Raw genomic sequence first — 22,292 nt, forward strand, 5'->3', positions numbered from 1 at the left:
CTAATACAAACTTTTTTACGTTTTCCTAAGTCGAGATATTATGACTTGTAGCAATAGGTGCAGACTTGCAACACTGCTATAACCTGCGAAGGCAATAATAAAGGTGGGCAACTTCCAGTAATATGGATTAATTAACTATTTAGTAGTTAAACTAATTTACTCAAGATTATTTATACTATTTTTCCAATTCATGTCAATTTCATTATCTATTTGGTCAATAGCTCTTCCAATCGCAAAGTATATATTACGTGAATGTTTACTGTGTTCAACAAAAATAGATGAATCACTTCTTTTAATTCTATAAAGCCACCGTTTAAGTTTTTCTTGAAATAAATGAATAGTATATCCTCTGTAGAAAATATCATATTCATTATTTCCACGATATTCAAAATGTTCTATAAATTCTGAACCATTGGCAATATTTATTTTTTGATTTTGGTCGTGTTGGGCAATTCGAGTAATTTGATTAATTTCGTTAATTTGGTCATAAGCTTTAGTAAATAAATATATGAAAATTTGGTTTACTAATTCTTGTACGCTAATATTTTCATCCACACCAAAATATACTTTTACTTCTGGATGGTTGCGTAATTCTTCAGTCAATTCTTTTGCAAACTCAGATATTGCTTCTAATGCATTTGAGCTTTGAGTTATACTTTGCGTCAAAATATCCCTGAATTTATCAAATGTCTCAACAATATTATTAGGGTTAACTTCTACTTCTTTATTTCCAATAGTAATATTTTGAATATTTTTACTTATAGAATCACGCCCAATATAATCTCCTCTAATATAATCCCTTCCAACACTTTCATTATAATCACCACCCTTTGTATCAATTGTTCTTTGATTATTCGTTGTTGGGGTTATTTCCTTTATTGGGGGTAATATAGGTTGAATTTTAACTGCATTTTGATTCCTAAAATGTAAAAATATGCCTGAAAAAAAGAAAGTTAACCCTACTATGGTAAGAACAGGATTTCCTGTCAATGTAATATGAATTAATGCAAGTAATAATGATATACCAAATGCACACAGTACTATAAGTAATAATGAGCTTCTTGATTTTGCCCTCAAAAAAAACATTTACATAACCACTAATATAAAAAATACGTATAAATAATTGATAGAATAATATCTAAGTATATATTTTGACACATTGTTACTAATTGCGTCACTAAAATAAGCTTGCACAGCCATAGGTAAACTCAGCTACATCTGAGTACTCTTGCCTTCACAAAACGACATAATTCGGTAAAATTGGGTAAAGCAATATTTGCACTTGTTAAACAAAGGCATCAGCAAGCCCATGCAGCCGAAACTCAGTGTCTCTCAAATGCCCTTTGCCTTTCTACTGCTAATCGCCCCGTTTTTCCTGTGGGGGACGGCGATGGTGGCGATGAAAGGAGTGATACCTCACACCACACCTCTATTCATGGCAGGTGTGCGTTTGCTACCAGCTGGGGTGTTAATTTTAATCGTAGCAGCATTCATGGGTAGACCCCAGCCCAAGGGTTGGGCTGCCTGGCTATGGATTAGCTTATTTGCCTTGGTAGATGGAACGCTGTTTCAAGGTTTTTTGGCAGAAGGATTAGTTAGAACTACTGCTGGGTTGGGTTCTGTGATGATTGATTCACAACCCTTAGCTGTTGCTTTGTTGTCGTTGTGGTTATTCCAAGAACACATTGGTTTTTGGGGATGGCTGGGGCTAGGACTGGGAGTGACAGGTATTAGTTTAATTGGCTTGCCGGATGAGTGGATTTTCAATTTGCTAGGTTCAGGTGCAAATATCACACTTGGTAACTGGCAAGATTTGTTTGCTAGTGGCGAGTGGTTAATGCTGTTAGCGGCACTATCAATGGCAGTGGGAACAGTGTTGATTCGGTATGTGTGTCGATATACCGACCCGGTAACTGCTACGGGATGGCACATGATTATAGGTGGGTTGCCATTGTGGGGAATTTCATCAGTTGTAGAGTCCCAGCAGTGGCAGAATTTAGCAATATCTGATTGGGTGTCTTTGAGTTATGCTACCGTATTTGGCAGCGCGATCGCCTATGGGTTATTTTTCTACTTTGCTTCTAGCGGCAGTCTCACTAGCTTAAGTTCCCTCACCTTCCTCACCCCCATCTTTGCCCTACTGTTTGGCAATCTCTTCCTCTCAGAAGTTCTTAGCCCTTTGCAGTGGGTAGGAGTATCCTTGACTTTAATCAGTATTTATCTTATTAATCAACGCGATATCTTAGCTGGGCAAAATAATACAGTTACTATCAACGAAAAATCTCCTACACATCAGCAACCAATTTTAGAAGCATCAGCCAAGAAGCTAAATCCCGTATCACTAACTGTCAGAGAATCTGAACCAGAAATTTCGCCCTAATCTGGAAAACTCTTGTACAGACGGACGCGATTAATCGCGTCTCTACTGACAGGATTTTTTTTGTCACGTTAGAAGTTAACATTTAGACCACTTACAGTTATTGTTATATCCATGACTTAAAAAGTACGTTCAGGCTGCAACTTCCAAATATGAGGCTACGCCATTCCTCAATCTTGATATTTACCTGTTTCTCTTGCCTGGGTTTTTACCCAAATCGTGCAAGTACAGCCACACCTACCCCAGCATCTCAAATCGTAGTTGGGCAAGCCAGTTCTAAATCTCCTGTTGTGCTTAAAACTGGTAGTAAAGGGGCAGGTGTACAGTCTTTGCAAACCCAATTAAAGAAGTTAGGATACTTTAATGGTGTGGTGAATGGACGGTACAGAGCAAGTACACGAATTGCTGTAGCTAAATTCCAGAAAGCAAAGGCTTTAAAAAGAGTAGATGGTATTGCTGATGTCGCAACTCAACGGAGTCTGCAAGCGGCTTTTGCAGTCAAAAATCAGTCTGTCACCTCTTCGATTATTCCATCTCCAGTCGTCACTTCTGGGGTTGTTGCCTTTTCCCCAACTCCTCAGCCAACTCTTAAACCTCAGCCAACCGAGAGAGGTTTCATTTGGTGGTCATTATTGGGACTTGGCTTTTTGGGAAGTGTTGGGGCCATCCTTTACCTGATTAGACGCTTTGGTCAGGTGAAAAAAGAACAAGAGTCCCCAACTTTAGAAACTGAAACTTTGGGTGAAGTTAACAAAGTCCCAGATACGCGGCAGTTATCTGAATTAGACAACACACGAAATGGACACTACAATCCTACATCTGTAACCAGTTCACAAAGATTTATACCACTACCTAGTGCGAAATTGCTACCACCAGCAACAACTTCGCGACTGGCTAAAATCAATATTGTTGATGAATTGATCAAAGACTTACACAGTAACGATTCGACAAAACGGCGCAAGGCTATTTGGGATTTGGGTCAACAGGGAGACTCACGGGCAATTCAACCACTAGTTGAGTTGATGGTTAACGCAGATTCTCAACAAACCAGCCTAATTTTGGCTGCTTTGGCGGAAATTGGTGGCCGTACACTCAAACCTATGAACCGTGCTTTAGCAATCTCAATGCAAGATGAAAGCCCACAAGTGCGTCAAAATGCGATTCGTGACCTGACTCGTATTTATGACATGATGAATCAAATGGCTCAGATGTTGCGCCATGCCCTAGAAGACCCTGATGCCGAAGTGCAGGCAACAGCGAGGTATGCTTTGACTCAAATGAATCGAATGCGTAGCTTGGGCGAACAACAGAGTTTACCAGAAGCTTCGCATAAAGATTCACAACATTGAAGAAGAAATCAGGGTACAAAATTGAGAATTCAGTATCCAGAATTCAGAATTTTCTTCTGACTCCTGTAGAGACGCGTAGACCCTCGAAGAGCGGCTTCTCGTAAGAGTATAATCGCGTCTCTACTCCTGACTCCTGAATTCTTAATAAGTCTAAAAATATTTCAACTGAATTTTGATATTGGTGTTCGGCCCTGCTACTAAAAATGCTGCTTCGCCGAATTTGGGCGCACTGGTGCGAATTTCTGGGTTTTGGGAAAAGCCAAAACCTTCAGTCGGCATACCAAGGTCATTACGATTAAGGGTACGGTCATTATTCTGATCGTGGATTACAGCAACAGCGTAATTACCTGCTTTTAAGTTCTCAAAGCTAATCTGCAAGGGAATTTCGGCAATCTTAGTACACTGCCTTTGTAAAACGCGATCACGATTATTGGGAAACCCTTGACTGTTAGCAAAAATACTAACGCAGACTTGTCCTTGTTTATTTTTCAATCCATCTATTTCTATAGTTAATTTGCCGTTAAAATCGGCTTTAGCGTTAGATAACCAAGCTATATTTCCTACAACTGCCAGCAGCAACACGCTAAATTTTAATCTTCTGACCATAGAGTTTTTAGTACTATCGGTTTTATCCCAATTATGTATGAAGATGCATATAAAAAGACCCTTCTGTAGTCTTCCCTTGGCAAGTTGAATTACCCCCCTTAATCTCCCCTTATAAAGGCAGGGCTGTTTCATTCCATCTCAAACAGGATTTGTCAAGATGGTTAGCGAAAAAAATTGTAAGTAAGGGTGACTAAGAGATGAACTTTTAAGCACTTAAACAACAGTAAAATTATTCATTTTCTCGACACATTGGTAACAAAATAATCAAATGCTTATAAAAAGAGTGTCCTTTATTTTTACTTTTGCCTTGTCATACTAATCTGTTGTGAGTATGAGTTGATTTTTACAATGCAAATTTTTCTAGCTGAAGATTATATTAAAAAATTAAACTTTTACAAATATAAATTATATAAAATACTTATTACAGGCGATTCTCTCAAATATTCATGAAATATCACACCATTAACGAAGTCCTGGAAAATAATCAGGCTTGGGTTGCCGAAAAACTAGCTATAGACCCAACTTACTTTGAAAAGTTGGCCCACGGACAAAAACCACCTTTTCTTTACATTGGATGTTCTGATAGTCGTCTGCCCTTAACAAATTTTACCCGCACAGAACCCGGAGAGTTGTTTGTACATCGTAATATTGCTAATCAAGTTTCTCTAACAGATATTAACTTTTTAGCCGTTTTAGAATACGCAATTGCTCATCTCCATATTAAACACATTATTGTTTGTGGACACTATGATTGCGGTGGAATTAAGGCGGCTTTAGAAGGGATTACAACCGGAATTATTGATAACTGGGTGAATCCAATTCGAGAACTCTATTTTCAAAAACAAGATGAAATTGATGCTTTGCCAACAAGAAAAGAACGTTTGAATCGTCTAGCAGAAATTAATGTTTTGGCACAGGTTAAAAATCTGTATCAAACTTCCATTATGCGTAAAGCATTGCATAACCAAAATGCACCTACAGTTCATGGCTGGGTACTAGATATCAATACTGGATTAATCAAAGATTTGAATATATCAACTGTACAATGGCAATTGCCCTCATGCCCTTTGTTTTCCAAAGCATCTCTATTAACTCTACCTGATTTCAAACCAACGGATGGAGTTGCAGGTTGTTGTTGCGAAGAGTCTGTGAAAGCAGAATTACCTATGATTGTTCAAGAAGGTTTGTTACAGTAAGTCTGTATTTTAGTGAATTAAAAAGCCTCTATCACAAGGGAAATCTCAAGAGTTGTAGGACTCGTGCTATATGGCTTGGCAAGATAAAGATACTACCTTAAGTAGATTAGAATCCAAATAACATTGAAGCGAAGATAAGCTTATGTTGGTTCGTGACAAACGGCTTCTATGCGATACCCGTCATAATCAACTACAAAAGCCGCATAATAATTACGGTGGTAATGTGGACGTAATCTAGGCTTGCCATCGTCTTGATCTCCTAAAGCGAGCTTGTTCATAAAAAGCATCGACAGCCAGACAATTAGCAGCTACAAATGCCAGATGTAAATCCTCTCCTACAGTTTAAGATTTACTTAGATAAATTAACTGTTCATATTGCCTGCGGATGACTGTTTCTGTCAAAACTCTGAAATTACTTTTTGTTTCTACTCCCGTTGGCCCCCTTGGTAGTGGAATCGGTGGCGGTGTGGAATTAACTCTATATAATATTGCCCAAGAAATGATTCGGCGGAGTCATCAACTCCAAATTGTCGCCCCCGTAGGTTCTACCTGGAATGATCTGCCCCTAGTGCAAATTCCTGGCAATTTACAAATTATTGCCCAAACTCAAGAACGCACAGCCCCCGTTACTATGCCAGAAAATTCTTTGCTGGCGAATATGTGGGATTATGCTCGTCAGGTTCAGGGTGACTATGATTTGATTGTCAACTTTGCTTACGATTGGCTACCGTTCTACCTGGCACCTTTCTTTGACTGTGCGATCGCTCATTTAGTTAGCATGGGTTCACTAAATAATCCCCTAGACCAAATTATCAAACAAGTAGCAAAGCAATTTCCTAGGACAATTGGTTTCCATACTCAAGCACAAGCCGCTACTTTTGCTCTTGAACAGCAGTATCCTCTTTTAAGTAACGGCATTGACGTATCATTATATGATTTTTGCAGCAAACCAAAGCAACAATTAGCCTGGGTAGGTAGAATTGCGCCAGAAAAAGGTTTAGAGGATGCGGTAGCAGCTTCACAAATTACAAATGTTCCCCTGAAGATTATGGGGAAAATCCAGGATGATTTATACTGGCAAAAAATTAACCGAGATTACCCAAATGCACCTTTAGAATACCTGGGATTTTTATCAACAAATCAAATGCAAGAGGTATTGCGTCAGTGTCGGGCGCTATTGATGACACCTCATTGGGTGGAAGCATTTGGAAATGTGGCAATTGAAAGTCTGGCTTGTGGAGTACCAGTAATTTCTTATCGTCGGGGTGGGCCATCGGAAATTATTCAAGATGGTAAAACTGGCTTTTTGGTAGAACCCGATAGTGTTGCTGGTTTGATAGCTGCGATCGCTCGCCTTGATAAAATTGACCGATACGCCTGTCGCCAGCAAGCAGAAACAGAATTTTCTCTCAAAGCGCTTGGCGATCGCTTTGAAAATTGGTTCTACAAAATTTTAGACATTTAAATTCAAATCCATTTACGGTAGCAACGAGCTGTAATGTGATAGGGATGAAAAATTTCTAAGAAGTTACTTTGAATTGTATTGAAGAAGGTGTTAACTACTTGAGGATCATCTATATGAAAGGGATACTCTTGATTAACACCTTTAAAGAAATGCCAATTGAGAATTATTTTACCTTCAGGTTTGAGAATTTCATGGAATTCTAACAATTGCTGGCTAGGATCTGGTAAATGTTCTAAAACATCAAAGGACACAATGGTATCAAAAGTCTCTTCTGGAGGTATCTGCTCACAAACAATAATTTTTTTGCTCAATCCTAATTGTTTGGCTCGATATTGAACAAATTCACGACTAATAGGATTAATATCACAGTAGATCACTTGTTCAACTTGAGGACAAAGGGCAGCAGCAATTGTATGAGTTCCAATACCACCACCAAAATCTAACACTTGTCCTTGAGCATGATCTATAATCAATAGCACCGTATTTTCAATATAGTCATAACTTGCTAAATGCCACGCTCCCAATTCAAATAAATAAAGTTCTCCTACTTTATCTCGATAAAAAGCAGCAGCTTTTGACCAATCAAAATCTTTGTGAGCTAAATTGGCCATTTTTTGCTGACCAGTTTCTAACTTGATATCGAGTGTTTTGGAATCTAGATGTAAAAATTCCTGTAGATGCTGTTTTAAGCTAAATGAATCTTTCCAATGACTGCTTAAAAAAGGTGGGACTGATATTTTAGTCATAAAGTTGATTTATTTGTTTATATAGGAAAAATACAAGGTTGTAAACCTTATTCTTGCGGGTAAAGTTCTAGGAAATTGCAACTTACTGTTGCTTAGTGAAGAATATCAGATAAAGTGAAGTTTTGCGCGATACAAAATTTTCAATTTAGGAGTCTACCCTTCTCTGCAATAAGGCTATAATCAGCAGTAGCAGGTCACAATCCCTCTTTGCAGGAGATTCTAACTTCTTCTGCAAATGTGCCTTTGTAGTCAAAATACTAAAAAGTTACTAGACAAAAGTGAATACTCATTGTAGATTTATTTGAAAGTATTAGATAAATTTTTATTACTTAGCTATGCAACAATCTCATCAAATCTCAACATCTGATATATTTTCGGCAGTATACGCTAATAATGTCTGGGGCGGAAGTTTAGGAGAATTTTACTCAGGCAAAGGTTCAGATAATACTTTATCTCGTGCTTATTGTGAATTTATTGCCGATTTTGTGGCGAAAAATAGCGTGGAAGATATTAAAATTGTAGATTTGGGATGTGGTGATTTTCGAGTTGGGCAGCAACTCTTACAAAAACTAGCAGCCTCTGAAATTAAATATCAATATACAGGTGTAGATATAGTACCAGAATTAATAGAAAATCACCAAAGAAAATATGCTAATAAAGATATAAATTTTGTATCTCTTAATCTTATAGAGGAAGATTTACCGCAAGGAAATATATGTTTAATACGCCAAGTTTTACAGCATTTATCTAATCAAGATGTTAAGAGAATTTTAGATAAAGTCTCTCAATATAAATATGTATTTATTACCGAAAGCCATCCAGTTAATAAATTAAATTGTATACCAAACCTAGATATAACAACGGGGGCTGATATTAGATTGCTATATAATTCTGGAGTTTTTTTAGATAAAGAGCCTTTTAATTTAACTGGTGTTGAACTAGTTTTAACTACCCCTTATCACGAAGATGCTTGTTTGTATGATAAGCAGAGTCAACTTTGTACTTTTAAAATTGAAAATACTAGTAATAGTCAAGAAAGTACAATCAGTTGAAATTACTTCACGAAGGATTTGACGCAGTTGGCTAACTATTTAGTATGAACCTTACACTTTTCCAATCTCAGATTAAGACTTTTGCTTGGCGGCTTTCAGTTCTGGGAATTGTTATTAGTATATGTCTCATACTTTTATCTGGTTGTCAGATAACAGCACAGAAGAATGATAGAGTAATTCATCTGAGCCTATGGCAATCAATTAATCCTCCTGCTAATCGGGATGTGTTTGAAAAACTAGTAGATAAATTTAATCAGACTCATACTGATATCCAGGTTGAATCTATCTTTATAGGTCAACCTCAACTGCCGAAAATTTTAACAGCAGTTGTCGGCAATGCACCTCCAGATATTCTGTCATTTGATCCTCAAATGACAGGTCAGTTTGTAGAACTAGGAGCCATTCTACCTCTAGAAGAATGGTTAGATAAATTGCCCTTGAAGTCGGAAATTAGTCCCAACATCTGGGAGCAATTAGAATTAAACGCTCACCTTTGGTCAATCCCACTCTACACAAGCAATGTGGGCATTTTTTACCGACCTAAGCTTTTCCAAGCTGCAGGAATTACCCAAACTCCGAAGACTTGGGAAGAGTTAAGACAAGTCGCTAAAAAATTGACCATAGATCGTAATGGCGACAATCGACCAGAACAATACGGAATTTTGCTGCCTTTAGGTAAGGAAGAATGGACTGTCTTTAGTTGGTTTCCCTTTTTATTAAGCGCTGGGGGAGAAGTTGTCACAAATAATCGCCCAAATTTGACGAATCCGGGAGCGATCGCAGCCTTAAAATTTTGGCAAGACCTAATAAAAGATGGTTCAGCAACTCTTTCTGCTCCAGAACGGGGTTATGAAGAAGATGCTTTTATAGCAGGTCGGGTTGCTATGCAGATTACAGGCCCTTGGACTTATATAATGAAGTCCAACGTTGATTATCAAGTATTTCCCATACCTGCAAATGTGCAGCACGCTACAGTTACAGCCACTGGAAATCTGTATTTGATGAAGACCACACCAGCAAGAGAGCAAGCCGCACTCAAATTTTTGGAATATGTTTTAAGTGAAGAATTCCAAACAGAATGGAGTATCGGAACAGGTTTTTTACCAGTCAACCTCCAATCAGCCCAAAGTCAAGCTTACCAAGAATTTATTAAGCAAAAACCTGTCTTGAAAGTATTTCTTGACCAAATATCTGTATCAGGTTCTCGACCAATAATTCCTGGCTATAGCCGCTTGTCTGACAGTCTTGGTCGTGCTATTGAAGCCACTATGTTAGGTGCATCTCCAGAAACAGCACTGAAAAAAGCCCAAGCAAACCTTGATTTAATTTGGGATTCCGTGCAATCTGGGAAAGTGAGGAAATGAGGGAGTCGGGGAAGAATAATTTAATGTCCAATACCCAATGGCCAATGCCCCATGCCCAATTTTCAAACTAAGAATATATCGCAGGTAATCAAGAACCGCTATAGTCGTAGATTATGATTAAAAATCTCTATTTGTAACTTTTACGACTAACGGATCATTGATGAAATCTAAAATCCTGCCAGCACCCCTCAAACCTGGAGACCTACTACGAGTTATTGCCCCTAGTGGTGCTTTACGAGAATTAGAGGCGTTTGGGCGGAGTTTAGAAATTTGGCGATCGCGTGGCTATAAAATAGAAATCTTCCCTAAGATAGATGATAAATGGGGGTACTTAGCTGGGACAGATGAAAACCGCCGTAATCAATTAGCAGCAGCATGGAATGATCCCGATTGTCGCGGTATTCTCTCTGCTAGAGGTGGTTTTGGCAGTACCCGCATTTTAGAAAATTGGCATTGGCAACAAAACTCGGCAACACCAAAGTGGCTAATTGGCTTTTCTGATATCACCGCTATTCTCTGGAGCCTCTATACAGTAGGAATTTCTAGCGTACATGGCCCCGTACTGACCACGTTTGCAGATGAGCCAGATTGGTCAATTGAGCGATTGTTCAATTGGCTCGAAGGTCGTCCCCTCAAACCTCTCAATGGCTGTGGTTGGGGCGGTGGCGTTGTTACAGGAATTTTGTTACCAGGTAATTTGACAGTAGCAACTCATCTTTTAAGTACACCAATCTTCCCAAATCTTGATGGTGTGATTCTAGCACTTGAAGATGTCACAGAAGCCCCCTACCGCATTGACCGAATGCTGACACAGTGGCGTTTAAGTGGTGTACTGGCAAAAGTTCGTGGGATTGCTTTGGGGGGCTTTACTCGCTGTGAAGCGCCGCCTAACGTGCCTAGCTTTAGCATAGAAGAAGTTTTGCGCGATCGCTTAGGTGATTTAGGAATTCCCATAGTCTCTAACTTACCTTTTGGTCACGATGCCCCAAATGCAGCCTTACCAGTTGGTATAGAAGTAACTTTAGATGCTGATCAAGGAATATTGGATATTAGACGTTAGTTTAGGCGTGTCTGGCTAAAATCACAAAGCCACTAAAACACAACAGAAAGTTGTGAGCGTCGGCTTCCGGCAATCATAACTTTCCAGTATAAAATAACTGTGCTTTTTTAACTTACAGTGGCAAAATTAAACATTTAATCTTAATTGAAGCGGAGATTGATATTGAATAAGAAGCAAATCATGAAGCGATATTTTACAGAAATTATTGTAGTAGCTAGTTTATTTTTTACTTCAAGTTGCTCCTCAGTTCCGAAATCTGGTGAAGCACAGGTTTCTAGTAGTGAGTTGACTCAGACTCCTCATGAACATTCAACAGAAAATCCACATCAGGAAGATAACTCAAAAACTGCTACCCAGGCTAAATTAACTACTTCTAAAAATATTACTCCTAATCAGCCTGTTTCTTTAGTGATTGATATCCAAGACTCTAGCGGCAAGAATATCAATAATTTTGACACTTTTCAGGAAAATCTGATGCATTTAATTGTAGTTAGAGATGATTTACAATCTTTTGATCACATTCATCCTATCTACAAAGGTAATGGACGATTTGAAGTGAATGCTACTTTTCCCAGTGTTGGCAACTATACACTTATCAGCGATTATAAACCATCAGGACAAAATGAATCAGTGTCATTAATGAAACTGACAATTCCTGGTTCAGTTCCACTACCTAAAAATTTAGAAAAATTTGATAATAGTAAGATAGTCTCTAATACTAAAGTAAATTTCAAGTCTTCTGAACCAACTATTAAGGCTGGTAAGGAAGTGTCTTTAATATTTGATTTAAAAGATAATGCTAATAATCAGCCGATTAAAGATTTACAACCCTACTTAGGAGAGAAAGGGCATTTAGTTATTATTAAAAGCTCATTTCCAATACTAGTATCTGATTATATCCACGCTCATGCTGTAAAAAATACCCCAGATGGACAAGTGCAGTTTGTGACAAACTTTCCTCAGCCAGGAACATATAAAATTTGGGTGCAGTTCAATCGCAATGGTAAAATTAACACGGCAGATTTTTGGGTAAATGCATCATAGTTTTTGAGCTATCTGTTAAACAGATTTTACGAAGCGATCGCCTTTGCTACCACCTTCAGTCTCTGCGAGACGTCAAGGCGATCGCTTTGGTTGTTAAAACCACAAAAACACAAATAATAGAGTAGTTCTAATTTAAAATTCAGCTTTTATGGAATGCGATCGCCATATCAGTTCGCAAACTCAGCCAATAACCGAAAATCGCATAGAACAGGAATTTGTAAGAGGTTAGCGCTTTCCCTAATTGCAATGGTTTGTAAATAGTATTGAAAGTACCATGAAGAGACGTTGATATTCAGGGCGAACGCACGGTATTTCTGAAACCTTTGCTGGGCATGGATCTTGATGAAAAAATAGGCTAAATTAAAAAACGCCGAAACCCTTGCTATTAAAGGATTCTTATACTTTAGATGCGTTTGCCCTGCGTTGATATTGATTCCAAATAAATACCTCTTGTATTTCTAAAAGTGCTTTTCTCACATTATTTTAAGGCGCACTTTTTTAATAACGTTGGAGTAGTAATTAAATAGCATTAGCTATTTGATAACGCTAGTAATTTTCTATTTCATGAGATTTGTGTTCATATTACATTAATGAAATACTCAATTGCAAGCTATATGCAACTTATTGCCATAGTACATTTTGAAAACAAAATTCAGGAAACAGAATATTCTGTCTCCTGGATGTTAACTTCTCTTTTCATGAGAAATTGATAGTTATGAATTATTTAAGCTGGTTTGAAAACTGCTATGTCTAACTATTTATCGGACAGCAATCATTAACTCAGGCACATTAATAGCGCCTTTAAAAAGAAAGTCACGTAGGATATGCCATCCCCTACGAGTGAAAAACTGCTCGCGTAGAGATGGTCTGGCTGCTGGATAAAGTTCTCTCCAGTGAAGAAGATCACTTCGAGTTAATTGAAAATTATCACAATGATATTGGTCTACCACAAAGCCAGCTGTCTTCAGTAATGCAAATACATCCTCCTGACTAAAAGCATGGAGATGGTAGGGGTCAAGATGTCGGGTTTCACCCAGTGGTACTGACAGCAGCAAATCGCCCCCAACAGCCAGCAGGCTACGGAGGCGAGCGAGTAACTTATCGGGATGGGGAACGTGTTCTATCGTTTCAAAGGAAACAATAACGTCGAACAAATCTGGCCACTCAAACTGTTCAGCATCGGCGTGGACGAACTGCACATTAGGCTCTTGGTAATGCTTCTTAGCGTACTGCACAGTAGTAGGGGAGATATCGACCCCTACAACAGCAGAAGCACCTGCGCGACAAAGTATTTGGCTGCCGTATCCTGTACCGCAGGCGATATCCAAAACCCGTTTACCTTTTACGTAACGCGCGGCAATCTCGTAGCGTCGCGAATGAATATCAAAAAGCTTTTGGCTTGCTGAATCATTGGCTAACTGTTTGGGAATTAGGCGTTCCCATGTGAAAGGAAGGTTCTCTAAATCTTCGCTCAATGCAATAGAGTTACTCTTGCCCAATAGATTTTGGAGAAGATTATGTTTGTCTTTCATGGTTCGTCTTAAATTCGGTTACTTGTAAACAGATGCAACTTGAATGCTGTTGAGCTTATTAATCGACTTTTGCAAAAGCTTTATTATTTGAAGACAAAACTGCCTGCTGAAGATATCGTTGAGCCAAGACAGGTTTTCCAGTAGTTATGGCCTGTTCAATAATATCAGCAGCCTTGCTAACTCCTTTGGTTAGATGAATAGCTTCTTGTAACCGAATTGCATTGTTTTTGTAAGAAACTTTACTCAATACTCGCTTGATAGCTGCTCTTAATTTAGGAACACTTAAGCTTGATGGCTGCAAAACTTCTCCCGCACCAATCCAAGAAATGCGGGCTGCTACAGCTGGCTGATCATTGGTAATGGGAATGGCAACCATTGGCACACCATTGCTGAGAGATTCTAGGGCGGTATTTAGTCCGGCATGAGTAATAGTCAGAGTGGCTTTTTTAAGTAATTCTAGTTGGGGTGCATGAGAAACGAGCAAAGGCGTTCCTGGCATTTTTAACAGAGATTCTGGATTAAGAGCGCCACCTAGAGAAATTATCAATTGGGCATCCAACCCCACACAAGCTTCAGCAATACAGCGGAAAATATGTTGTTGGCGATTTTGTAATGTTCCCATCGAAGCGTAAATCAGTGGTTGCCCTGTCAACTTTTCAAAAGGGAAAAATACAGGTTCTCGACAAGCTGCATCAATAAAAGGGCTAGTGAAATGAAATGACTGGGGCAAATCGCGGCGGGGAAACTCAAACTCGCGCGGTTGCTGACTTACTTGAGCCAGCTTCGAGTAGACATCATCATAGCTGGTATATGCAGGCAAATTTTTGATTTGGCGAAATTCTTCTACTACTTTGCGGATTGGTTGCAGGATGCGATTGAATACAGAGTATCCGACTCGGTTGCGTAGTAACGCCCATAGTGATGGATTATAGTTCCAGGGTGTGACAAAGGGCGGAACACCTTCTTCTTGATTGAACATTAGGGCATTGCAAACACTGACGAAGGGAATATCTAAGAAATCTGCAATACTCCCTGCACCGACGACCGCTTGATCAATGAGTAATGCTTCTACACCAGCCGCCTTAATTGCTGGTGGGACATCTCGGAAAGTCATAGTAGATACCTGCTTGAACCAATTGACGGTGTAACGCATTGCAGGTAATCCGCTCAACTTACCCAATTGTGCAAACAATTGGGGCATACTTCCCGCCGGAAACTCAGACTCGCCAATCGGCCAAAATTCTATTCCTGCTATTAGTGCTTGAGGTCGAACATCAGGAACTCCAAATAAAGTTACACGATGTCCGCGCTGTTGTAGTTCACGAGCCAACGTGGTCATTGGGTTAAGGTGACCAGCTGATGCCAAACAGAGAACCCCAAAATGAGTCATAGTAGACGCTCTTAATTTATTTTCAAGTTTTCTAACCTTTCAGTTGCGGCTCCCCAAGTCGCTGCTGGAGAGACAACTTCTAACCAGCAATGTCTAATTTCATTGCTCAATCAACTCTTGGATATTAGTTTGTTCCAACCATTCCTGTGTGCGTCGCATTCCCTCTTCTAGGTTGATTTTTGGCTGATAACTTAATATGCTTTGGGCTTTGGCAATAGAATAAGCGTAAGGGCGAGTCACAAAATCTATTGACTCAGGGAGAATAGCGTTTTTCTTACCTAAAAGCTTATTGGCTAAATTTTGCTGCCAAAGTACAGATTTAAGGACACTCGCTGGTAGAGAAATCGGCTCTGGTGCATCGCCAATTTCGGCAAGACGTGTAAAATACTCTTTCCACGAAGTTTCTTCGCCATCGGTGATATTAAAGATTTCACCGTATGTTTGTTTGGCGATCGCCAGAAAGATCGCATCAATTAAGTTATCTATATATAGATGATTGATCACTCCACGACCATCGTTAGCATAAGCAAATAATCCTTGGCGCATCAACAGCAGCGGTCGCACTATCCAAGGGATGCACCCTGGGCCATAAACATCTCCTGATCTAATGATCACAATGCCAAAATCTGGTGGGGAATTCAGTTGAAATAGTGCTGTTTCAGCTTCTATTGTTGACTGGCAAAAGGGATTATTTTCGCCAGAGAGGGGGCCAGATTCTGTGACGCGATCGGGATATTTAAAGCCATACACTAAAACGCTTGAAAGATGAACTAAGGTTTTTACACCAGCACTCTTGGCAGCTTTAGCTATGTTGACCGTGCCACCAACATTTATCTCACGAAAATACTTGAGTGACCCAGTTTCTTTGGCAACTGCTGCTGTATGTAAAACAATGTCCACTCCCTGACAAGCCTTTTGGGCAATAGCAGAGTCGGTGATACTGCCTAAAATTACCTCAGCACCCAAATTCTGCGCTGCTTCGGCTTTATCTGCGGAACGTTCTAAACCACGAACTTTGATGCCTTTGGCTATAGCTAACTCAGCAGCCCGCAAGCCGATAGGGCCACCGATTCCCGATATCAGAAGCCTTTTTTCAGATAGGTTCATAACAATTAGAGACTAAGTTTGTTAGTGTGCTGTAAGTAAAAAGCTTTGTTGAAAAAGAAGGGAAAATTCTGAATTTAGCTTTTTGGTGAAGACTGCTGGATTCTGCTGTCAATTCCGTATTCGCCTAGCTTCGCTTTTAGAGAAGCAAAATGTTTTCCACCTAATTCAATTTGTCCCTCTGCACAACCAGTCTTCAATCTTTTGACTAGATACTCCAAATCATGGGCTATGAAATTTGTGCCATGATCTGGTTCTACCAAACTAATTAACGCCTGATTTTTCATCTGTTGACTTGCCAAGCTAGCAATACCCAGAAAGTTGAATACTCCTGATTCATAGGTTCCACAAGGTACTGAGGGGTTATCTACTCCAACGCAGTATTCATTAGGTTTAAACCACTCAAATGCTGGGTAGCCGTGGAAATGAATAATTGGCGCACCATCTTTAATTAATTCTGGCGTGTACAAAGCAGCAGCTAGACTAATAGCAACCATTACATAGACATCATAAGAAGGTTTTATATCTACTACTTGTGGATCAATTTCCTGCGGTAACTGTAGTAATAACCTATCTGTTAAACCAATTCTCAAGATGTCACTTTCAAGGTTCAAATTAATTTTATTTGAGCCAGAACGAGCGCTTAAAATCCAAATATCAGGAATTTGCTTGTATTTATATTCTGCTCCTATTAGAGTTTTTAAATAGCGTCTCCCTATCGCATTCTGACGGACTTCATTAATACTGAATCCGGTAACTGATGATAGGTTTTGCCACTCGTGTTCGTTTATTTCAATTTCACCAATATAAGATGGTGGCTCGGCATAAGCTACAAAGCCGTAAGAAACGCCAGTTCTACCATTAACGATGATGTTAACAATATCTCTATGGGATTGTCTTTTAATCACTTCAGTTAGCTTAGAGCCAGGCGGAAAAAGATTTGTATCTGCTAGCTGCTTACTTAAGCTAACTAACTTTTTGGCATAAGTTGATTCAGGAGGGTGAAACTTTTCTAATTTAAATTTGCTTAACGGCAAAGGTAATATAGGAACATAAACTTTAGGAATAAGCGATTTTAAGACAAAATTGTCTATTTCATCCCTAGAGAAAAGTGAATCAGACAAATTCATATTTAAAATAGAAAATTTGGAAGCAGAAACCCCAATTACAATTTCTGAAAATGTCCTGACAAGAGTATTTAAGCCAATTTTAATTTTCTGTTGGTATGAAGTTTTTGAATCAACAAAATTCTGCTCTAAATCTGTGAGTACAATTATTTGAGTATTAGTTGGATCTTCAACATATTTAGCTGCACATTCTTCAGCCCAACCGATTAATCGACCAATTCCTGAAACCGACATTTTTCGATTTTTCAAAACAAAACGAGAATATAATTGATACAATTTCTCGGCGGTAAATGTTTCTGCTACACTTCTTAAAGAAGGCGGTCTATCGACATCAATGACAGCATTAATTCCAGTTTGAACTACTTTAGTTTTAATACTCTTTTTCCAGTTTATACCCGGTATTTTGATTTCATAGTGGAAGTCTATTGTGGCTTGTTCCCAAGGTATAACTTTCACTTTATATCCTTGCAACTTATTTTCTAGCTCATCTCTAAACTTGATTATCTCTGTATTTTTGTATCCTTTGGGTAGAGGTCTAAAAGTAACCATTAACCTTTGGGCCATTAGTCTCGCGTCTATAATCGGTTGCTTGAATTCTTGATTGAAGTCTGCGTCGACTTCTCCAATTAACCGACCAATCGTTGGCAAACTTAAACCCTGAGCAAATGGCATAATAGAAGAATCAGCCAGATGGCGATCGCGCAAAAATGCCAAAATTTCAGGTTTATTTGCTGCAATTTGTGTCTGTATATCTGGTGTTAGCACTCCTTTAGGTGAACGAATATTTAATGTTTCATTTTCCACCCAAATTTCTACACCTTGTTGTCTAAGATTTGCTAAAATCTCAGTTGTTTCCATAGTTTTTGCAATTTGCCAATAGATAGTTTAAATGTTGCGATATCTGGATTTATGCAATTACTCTGCAACGAAATGTTCGAGTCAATAGATATTGAATTTAGTAAATTTTTACAGCAATCTTAAATTTGATAAAACACAGCTTGGCTGTAGAGAGACAGCAATAATATGTCCACCAACTTATACAAATCAAAAGCGATATAAACTGCGTAATGCACCGAGATAAATTGTGTATTCCTGTAAAAATATTTATTTTGGCTATCTTAAATTGCTTTCTACTACGAGACAGCCTTATAAATATTTTGTTAATAAATAGCTTCTAAATTTCAAATATTTCTAAATCAGAATTTTGAGATTCTTCAGCTAACCGCTGGGAAAGTAATTCAATTGTAGGGTAATGCCATAACAGTAAGGGAGACAATTTAAATCCTAATAATTTACTTGCTTTAGAAGCTAGGAGCATCCCCTGGGCTGAATCCAAGCCGTAGCTATCTAAAGGTGCTGTGACATCTATTTCATTGAGTGTAATTCCCAGCATCTCAGAAATTTGAGTACTTAACCAAACCTGAATTTCTTTTGCTGTGTATGCCTTCTTTGTTGAATTATAAGTAGGTTGACTCATTTATAAACCTCTGAACTGGATGAAAAGAGATTGAACTATACTGAAATGAGTGAAATTGTATTACTAATTTTTTACTTATGTTCTAGATAAAAATATGTCTTTTAACACAAGAGGTTTAGTAATAAATACCAACTATTGATAATTCTGGAGAGTAATAAACACACCTATTTTAAGTAAAATAAGGATTGCCATCTAAATTGCAAACTTCGAAAATACAAGATAGGAAATCGGTTATAAGAATCTCCATAGTATTTTGACTAATTGAAGGCTGAGAAAATACGAAATTTAACAGCATTTTTCCTTGAAAAGTTGAGGCATGGGTAACGAACATACCAGCATATAAAGAATGCGAAGCAGCAAAACTGATTTCTTCTAGTTCAAATACACCATAAGTTTTGGGGATGTTTACTTTGCCAAGATTGGAAAGGGATACTGTAGCAGCTACTTCCTTGGGTTGAATGAAACAATAATTGATAAGATGGTTAGCAATTAACATTACCTTAAATAAATCGCCGTGCTTAATACTAGCTTCCAGCTTTTGTTTCACCTGTCGGGCTAATTCCCAAAAAGAAGTATCTCGCTCTATAGTATAAAATCCCATAAGAGACGAAGCTAATACAGCCATTTCTTCGTCACTGATTCGAGGTTTAATATGTCTCCTTAAATCAAGATATGTTAAACAGCTAACTGGTATGCTTTTTGTATTATTTTTAATTATTTTTCGTGCTACTGTAAACATCATTGCTGCACATAAAGCACTGTTAACTGTGGTCTTTTCTTGACGACAAAGATTGACAAACTTTTGGGTTAACTCTTGGCTAATTTGTCTATGAATAATATCAGAGCGACGCTTGACAATAGGTGCGTATTTTTCAAAACCTAATGTTTTTGGTCGATACCAAATTCTCTGAAACGATAGCCTCAACAAAAACATTATGCTACTTATACTACCTCTTAAACCCTTTGTCCATTTAGGCAGCAGTTCTTCGCTGGATGGAAGCAAAGGTAAGCTAGTAACTGGGGTAATTATTTCACCATCTTCAATTTTATGACAATAGGTTAAGATTTCTGAGTGAAGTTGAATGCATGATAGACCATCAGCGATCGCATGGTGTACTGTTGTAATCAAGTAACTTAAATTACTTTTATTTAAGATAGGAACAAGTACGACTCGCAATAACCCTTTACTACTATCGATTTCTTCATTCATCTCTTCAGAAACTACTTCTTGCCATTGCTCCTCTTCTAATTTATTTACAACACGTAAGCTAATTTTTGCTGTCCCTTGGGCTTGAAAGTAGAGACTATTCATAGAGCGAATAATCCGATAATTAAGACGGGGCTGTCGACATTGAACTATGTCTAAAGCCTGTCTAACCATTTCCTTACTTAGTGGCCCATTGATACGGCTAATAGTCAATATATTCCAAGTTGTAGCACGGCTATTTAAGGTTTCCATAGCCTGCTCAATACGACTGAGTTTTCTATTGTTAATCATCATTAGTATTTTTTATTTAAACAATAGAATTATTAATCTATAACCCACATTTTTAAGAAGTAAATAGATTCACAACTTATATGTCTACAGGTTTTTTCATCAAAATCAGGATTTTTCTGAATTGAATTTACCTGCGTAATGTAGGTTATAAATACTCAATCATTATTCAACAAATTAGGAGAAATTACTGGTGAATAGCGATTGTAATCATCTGAAGCTTGAAGTCCTTGTGTTTTTAAACTTTGTATGCGGTATAAAAATGCGGCTCCAGTCATAATATGGTGAGCAACATCAACGACTCTGCGATTATTTGGGTCAAATAAGTCAGAATCTCTTACCCAATCATTGAAGCTTCCTATTGCAGGGCCACACCAAATTTGATAATCAATTTCTCGGCCTTTTTCGCCTGAGTTAGACCAGCGAGAAGATAATCCCAAATACCAACGAAAAATTAAAGCCATTTTTAATTTAGAATTGTTAGTTGCTTTGAGTAATTTATCGGGATTACGCTGCGACAAATAATTAGTTGTTTCTTGCCAAACCGCTTCTAGACTATTTCTAAAAATTTGCTTTTCTAATTTTTCTATTTCCTGGGTAGGAATTTCTTCAATTGAGTTATAGGTTTTATATAACTCAAACAATTTTTGCGCTCGTAGAGGAAACAGAGTGCCTTTTTTTAGTACTTGAAGTTTTACTCCCATCTCAAACATATCTGCTGCGGGAGCCATCATCACATCAGTCATGTCGGCTTGAGCTAGCAATTGTTTCGTATATTGAGAAGTTCCAGATTCAACACATGATTGATTAATCGAGCCTGTCACTACATAAGCAGCACCCATCATAAAAGCAGCTAAGGCTGATTGTGGTGTGGCTATTCCCCCAGCTACTCCAACTCTAATCGGTGTTTCGTATTGATATTTGGCTTGAATTTCATCCCGCAAACTAATAATAGAAGGTAACAGACAAACCAGGGGACGGTTATCTGTATGACCGCCAGAATCAGCTTCGACGGTAATATCATCAGCCATCGGCACTTGAGCGGCAATATTAGCTTGTAACTCAGTAATTAAGCCTTTTTCAACAAGTTCTTTAAGAATTCTCTCTGGTGCTGGTTGTAAAAATTTCGTAGCGACTTCTCGACGAGAAATTTTGGCAATGACTTTATTTTTGATTTCAATTTGATTGGCGTCATTTAAACCAAGCCCAGCAACACGATAATAAACAATGTTCGGTGTTAAGTCGAGAAATGCTGAAGCTTCTACGGTTCTGACTTGATATTTCAAGTATAAATCTACAGCACGGCGCTCAATTGCTGGTTCACTGGGACTGTGAATTAAATTAAAAGCATAAGGGCCTTGAGGAAGGGCTTGTTGAATGCGGTTAATAGCGGCTTCCAAACGGTCTAGACTTAAACCACCAGCACCAAAAGAACTCAAAATTTGGGCTTTACCGAGTGCAATTACCATTTCTTCAGAAGCAATACCAGCTGCCATTGCACCAGTAGCATACGCATATTTCACTCCATGAAAAGAGAGAAAATTGGGGTCTCCTAGTTGTTGAATGCTAATTGGTGGCACAAATGTCAGCAGTTCTACTTCTGCTGTTGTCCCATTTTTAATAGGTGATAAATAACCGTCATTAGTTACACCAATTTTTCCGCCAACTTTAACGATGTAACAAGGTTGAGTTAATATCAAAAATTTATTCTTAATGGCTTTTTGCTCAAAAGCTATAGAATCTAAATCACCTTTCCAAAGTTGGCTTTGACTATAGAAATGGGTAGAAAATTTCAGACCATTATCGTGTTTACTTATTAAAGTATTTACAGTTGTCATGGTAGTTAAATTTGGATTATTTTCACGCAGAGGCGCAGAGACACAGAGAAGAAGAAGTAAATTTTATTAG

The 22,292-nt window shown here is 38.2% G+C and carries 19 protein-coding genes; 8 read left to right on the forward strand and 11 right to left on the reverse strand.

Annotation, left to right across the window (positions count from 1 at the left end; genetic code table 11):
* Positions 1 to 156 precede the first annotated feature (156 nt).
* Positions 157 to 990 carry a hypothetical protein gene (locus WKK05_RS22460; protein WP_341525290.1) on the reverse strand — a complete coding sequence of 278 codons (834 nt, stop codon included), beginning with the start codon at positions 988 to 990 and terminating at the stop codon, positions 157 to 159.
* 319 nt (positions 991 to 1,309) lie between these two features.
* Between WKK05_RS22460 and WKK05_RS22465 the strand changes: the two genes are divergently transcribed.
* On the forward strand, positions 1,310 to 2,380 hold the full coding sequence (locus tag WKK05_RS22465) for a DMT family transporter (RefSeq protein WP_341525291.1): 1,071 nt from the start codon (positions 1,310 to 1,312) through the stop codon (positions 2,378 to 2,380).
* Between the two features lie 149 nt (positions 2,381 to 2,529).
* Positions 2,530 to 3,726 carry a peptidoglycan-binding protein gene (locus tag WKK05_RS22470; protein ID WP_341525292.1) on the forward strand — a complete coding sequence of 399 codons (1,197 nt, stop codon included), beginning with the start codon at positions 2,530 to 2,532 and terminating at the stop codon, positions 3,724 to 3,726.
* A 150-nt stretch (positions 3,727 to 3,876) separates the two neighbouring features.
* On the opposite strand, the gene WKK05_RS22475 is transcribed toward WKK05_RS22470, so the two are convergent.
* Positions 3,877 to 4,332, reverse strand: a complete 456-nt coding sequence (locus WKK05_RS22475; protein ID WP_341525293.1) for a DUF2141 domain-containing protein — start codon at positions 4,330 to 4,332, stop codon at positions 3,877 to 3,879.
* A gap of 446 nt (positions 4,333 to 4,778) precedes the next feature.
* Here WKK05_RS22475 and WKK05_RS22480 point away from each other — a divergent pair, with 446 nt between their 5' ends.
* Complete coding sequence (locus WKK05_RS22480; protein ID WP_341525294.1) at positions 4,779 to 5,528, forward strand: carbonic anhydrase; 750 nt, start codon at positions 4,779 to 4,781, stop codon at positions 5,526 to 5,528.
* Positions 5,529 to 5,668: 140 nt separating this feature from the next.
* Here the strand turns inward: WKK05_RS22480 and WKK05_RS22485 are convergent, their stop codons facing one another.
* Positions 5,669 to 5,806, reverse strand: a complete 138-nt coding sequence (locus tag WKK05_RS22485) for a hypothetical protein (RefSeq protein ID WP_341525295.1) — start codon at positions 5,804 to 5,806, stop codon at positions 5,669 to 5,671.
* A 107-nt stretch (positions 5,807 to 5,913) separates the two neighbouring features.
* Between WKK05_RS22485 and WKK05_RS22490 the strand changes: the two genes are divergently transcribed.
* Complete coding sequence (locus WKK05_RS22490; protein WP_341525296.1) at positions 5,914 to 6,993, forward strand: glycosyltransferase family 4 protein; 1,080 nt, start codon at positions 5,914 to 5,916, stop codon at positions 6,991 to 6,993.
* A 2-nt stretch (positions 6,994 to 6,995) separates the two neighbouring features.
* Here the strand turns inward: WKK05_RS22490 and WKK05_RS22495 are convergent, their stop codons facing one another.
* A complete protein-coding gene (locus tag WKK05_RS22495; RefSeq protein WP_341525297.1) occupies positions 6,996 to 7,739 on the reverse strand; it encodes a class I SAM-dependent methyltransferase in 744 nt (247 codons plus the stop codon).
* 335 nt (positions 7,740 to 8,074) lie between these two features.
* On the opposite strand from WKK05_RS22495, the gene WKK05_RS22500 reads away from it, so the two are divergent.
* From WKK05_RS22500 to WKK05_RS22515, 4 genes are all read left to right on the forward strand, one after another.
* Entirely contained in the window at positions 8,075 to 8,791 is a 717-nt protein-coding gene (locus WKK05_RS22500) for a class I SAM-dependent methyltransferase (protein WP_341525298.1), read from the forward strand.
* Between the two features lie 44 nt (positions 8,792 to 8,835).
* Positions 8,836 to 10,155 carry an ABC transporter substrate-binding protein gene (locus tag WKK05_RS22505; RefSeq protein WP_341525299.1) on the forward strand — a complete coding sequence of 440 codons (1,320 nt, stop codon included), beginning with the start codon at positions 8,836 to 8,838 and terminating at the stop codon, positions 10,153 to 10,155.
* 160 nt (positions 10,156 to 10,315) lie between these two features.
* The gene (locus tag WKK05_RS22510) at positions 10,316 to 11,215 is read left to right on the forward strand and encodes an LD-carboxypeptidase (RefSeq protein WP_341525300.1); all 900 of its coding nucleotides are present in this window, start codon (positions 10,316 to 10,318) and stop codon (positions 11,213 to 11,215) included.
* A gap of 180 nt (positions 11,216 to 11,395) precedes the next feature.
* Positions 11,396 to 12,259: a hypothetical protein gene (locus tag WKK05_RS22515; RefSeq protein ID WP_341525301.1), complete on the forward strand. Its 864-nt coding sequence runs from the start codon at positions 11,396 to 11,398 to the stop codon at positions 12,257 to 12,259.
* 758 nt (positions 12,260 to 13,017) lie between these two features.
* On the opposite strand, the gene WKK05_RS22520 is transcribed toward WKK05_RS22515, so the two are convergent.
* From WKK05_RS22520 to WKK05_RS22550, 7 genes are all read right to left on the reverse strand, one after another.
* On the reverse strand, positions 13,018 to 13,791 hold the full coding sequence (locus tag WKK05_RS22520; RefSeq protein WP_341525302.1) for a class I SAM-dependent methyltransferase: 774 nt from the start codon (positions 13,789 to 13,791) through the stop codon (positions 13,018 to 13,020).
* Between the two features lie 58 nt (positions 13,792 to 13,849).
* Entirely contained in the window at positions 13,850 to 15,181 is a 1,332-nt protein-coding gene (locus tag WKK05_RS22525; RefSeq protein ID WP_341525303.1) for a glycosyltransferase, read from the reverse strand.
* A 99-nt stretch (positions 15,182 to 15,280) separates the two neighbouring features.
* Positions 15,281 to 16,288, reverse strand: coding sequence for an NAD-dependent epimerase/dehydratase family protein (locus tag WKK05_RS22530; protein WP_341525304.1), 1,008 nt, complete (start codon positions 16,286 to 16,288; stop codon positions 15,281 to 15,283).
* A gap of 74 nt (positions 16,289 to 16,362) precedes the next feature.
* Positions 16,363 to 18,270: a hypothetical protein gene (locus tag WKK05_RS22535; protein ID WP_341525305.1), complete on the reverse strand. Its 1,908-nt coding sequence runs from the start codon at positions 18,268 to 18,270 to the stop codon at positions 16,363 to 16,365.
* A gap of 316 nt (positions 18,271 to 18,586) precedes the next feature.
* Positions 18,587 to 18,889, reverse strand: coding sequence for an acyl carrier protein (locus WKK05_RS22540; protein ID WP_341525306.1), 303 nt, complete (start codon positions 18,887 to 18,889; stop codon positions 18,587 to 18,589).
* 169 nt (positions 18,890 to 19,058) lie between these two features.
* A complete protein-coding gene (locus WKK05_RS22545) occupies positions 19,059 to 20,387 on the reverse strand; it encodes a condensation domain-containing protein (protein WP_341531159.1) in 1,329 nt (442 codons plus the stop codon).
* Between the two features lie 155 nt (positions 20,388 to 20,542).
* Entirely contained in the window at positions 20,543 to 22,222 is a 1,680-nt protein-coding gene (locus WKK05_RS22550; RefSeq protein ID WP_341525307.1) for a PfaD family polyunsaturated fatty acid/polyketide biosynthesis protein, read from the reverse strand.
* Positions 22,223 to 22,292: the final 70 nt, after the last annotated feature.

Origin of the sequence: Nostoc sp. UHCC 0302, from assembly GCF_038096175.1 — a bacterium.
Taxonomy (GTDB): domain Bacteria; phylum Cyanobacteriota; class Cyanobacteriia; order Cyanobacteriales; family Nostocaceae; genus UHCC-0302.

Coding starts and splice junctions, on each gene's coding strand:
- WKK05_RS22550 (WP_341525307.1), bottom strand. CDS start 22,222: ATGACAACTGTAAATACTTTAATAAGTAAACACGATAATGGTCTGAAA.
- WKK05_RS22485 (WP_341525295.1), bottom strand. CDS start 5,806: ATGAACAAGCTCGCTTTAGGAGATCAAGACGATGGCAAGCCTAGATTA.
- WKK05_RS22520 (WP_341525302.1), bottom strand. CDS start 13,791: ATGAAAGACAAACATAATCTTCTCCAAAATCTATTGGGCAAGAGTAAC.
- WKK05_RS22540 (WP_341525306.1), bottom strand. CDS start 18,889: ATGAGTCAACCTACTTATAATTCAACAAAGAAGGCATACACAGCAAAA.
- WKK05_RS22480 (WP_341525294.1), top strand. CDS start 4,779: ATGAAATATCACACCATTAACGAAGTCCTGGAAAATAATCAGGCTTGG.
- WKK05_RS22475 (WP_341525293.1), bottom strand. CDS start 4,332: ATGGTCAGAAGATTAAAATTTAGCGTGTTGCTGCTGGCAGTTGTAGGA.
- WKK05_RS22545 (WP_341531159.1), bottom strand. CDS start 20,387: ATGATTAACAATAGAAAACTCAGTCGTATTGAGCAGGCTATGGAAACC.
- WKK05_RS22495 (WP_341525297.1), bottom strand. CDS start 7,739: ATGACTAAAATATCAGTCCCACCTTTTTTAAGCAGTCATTGGAAAGAT.
- WKK05_RS22490 (WP_341525296.1), top strand. CDS start 5,914: ATGACTGTTTCTGTCAAAACTCTGAAATTACTTTTTGTTTCTACTCCC.
- WKK05_RS22510 (WP_341525300.1), top strand. CDS start 10,316: ATGAAATCTAAAATCCTGCCAGCACCCCTCAAACCTGGAGACCTACTA.
- WKK05_RS22505 (WP_341525299.1), top strand. CDS start 8,836: ATGAACCTTACACTTTTCCAATCTCAGATTAAGACTTTTGCTTGGCGG.
- WKK05_RS22530 (WP_341525304.1), bottom strand. CDS start 16,288: ATGAACCTATCTGAAAAAAGGCTTCTGATATCGGGAATCGGTGGCCCT.
- WKK05_RS22465 (WP_341525291.1), top strand. CDS start 1,310: ATGCAGCCGAAACTCAGTGTCTCTCAAATGCCCTTTGCCTTTCTACTG.
- WKK05_RS22470 (WP_341525292.1), top strand. CDS start 2,530: ATGAGGCTACGCCATTCCTCAATCTTGATATTTACCTGTTTCTCTTGC.
- WKK05_RS22535 (WP_341525305.1), bottom strand. CDS start 18,270: ATGGAAACAACTGAGATTTTAGCAAATCTTAGACAACAAGGTGTAGAA.
- WKK05_RS22500 (WP_341525298.1), top strand. CDS start 8,075: ATGCAACAATCTCATCAAATCTCAACATCTGATATATTTTCGGCAGTA.
- WKK05_RS22515 (WP_341525301.1), top strand. CDS start 11,396: ATGAAGCGATATTTTACAGAAATTATTGTAGTAGCTAGTTTATTTTTT.
- WKK05_RS22525 (WP_341525303.1), bottom strand. CDS start 15,181: ATGACTCATTTTGGGGTTCTCTGTTTGGCATCAGCTGGTCACCTTAAC.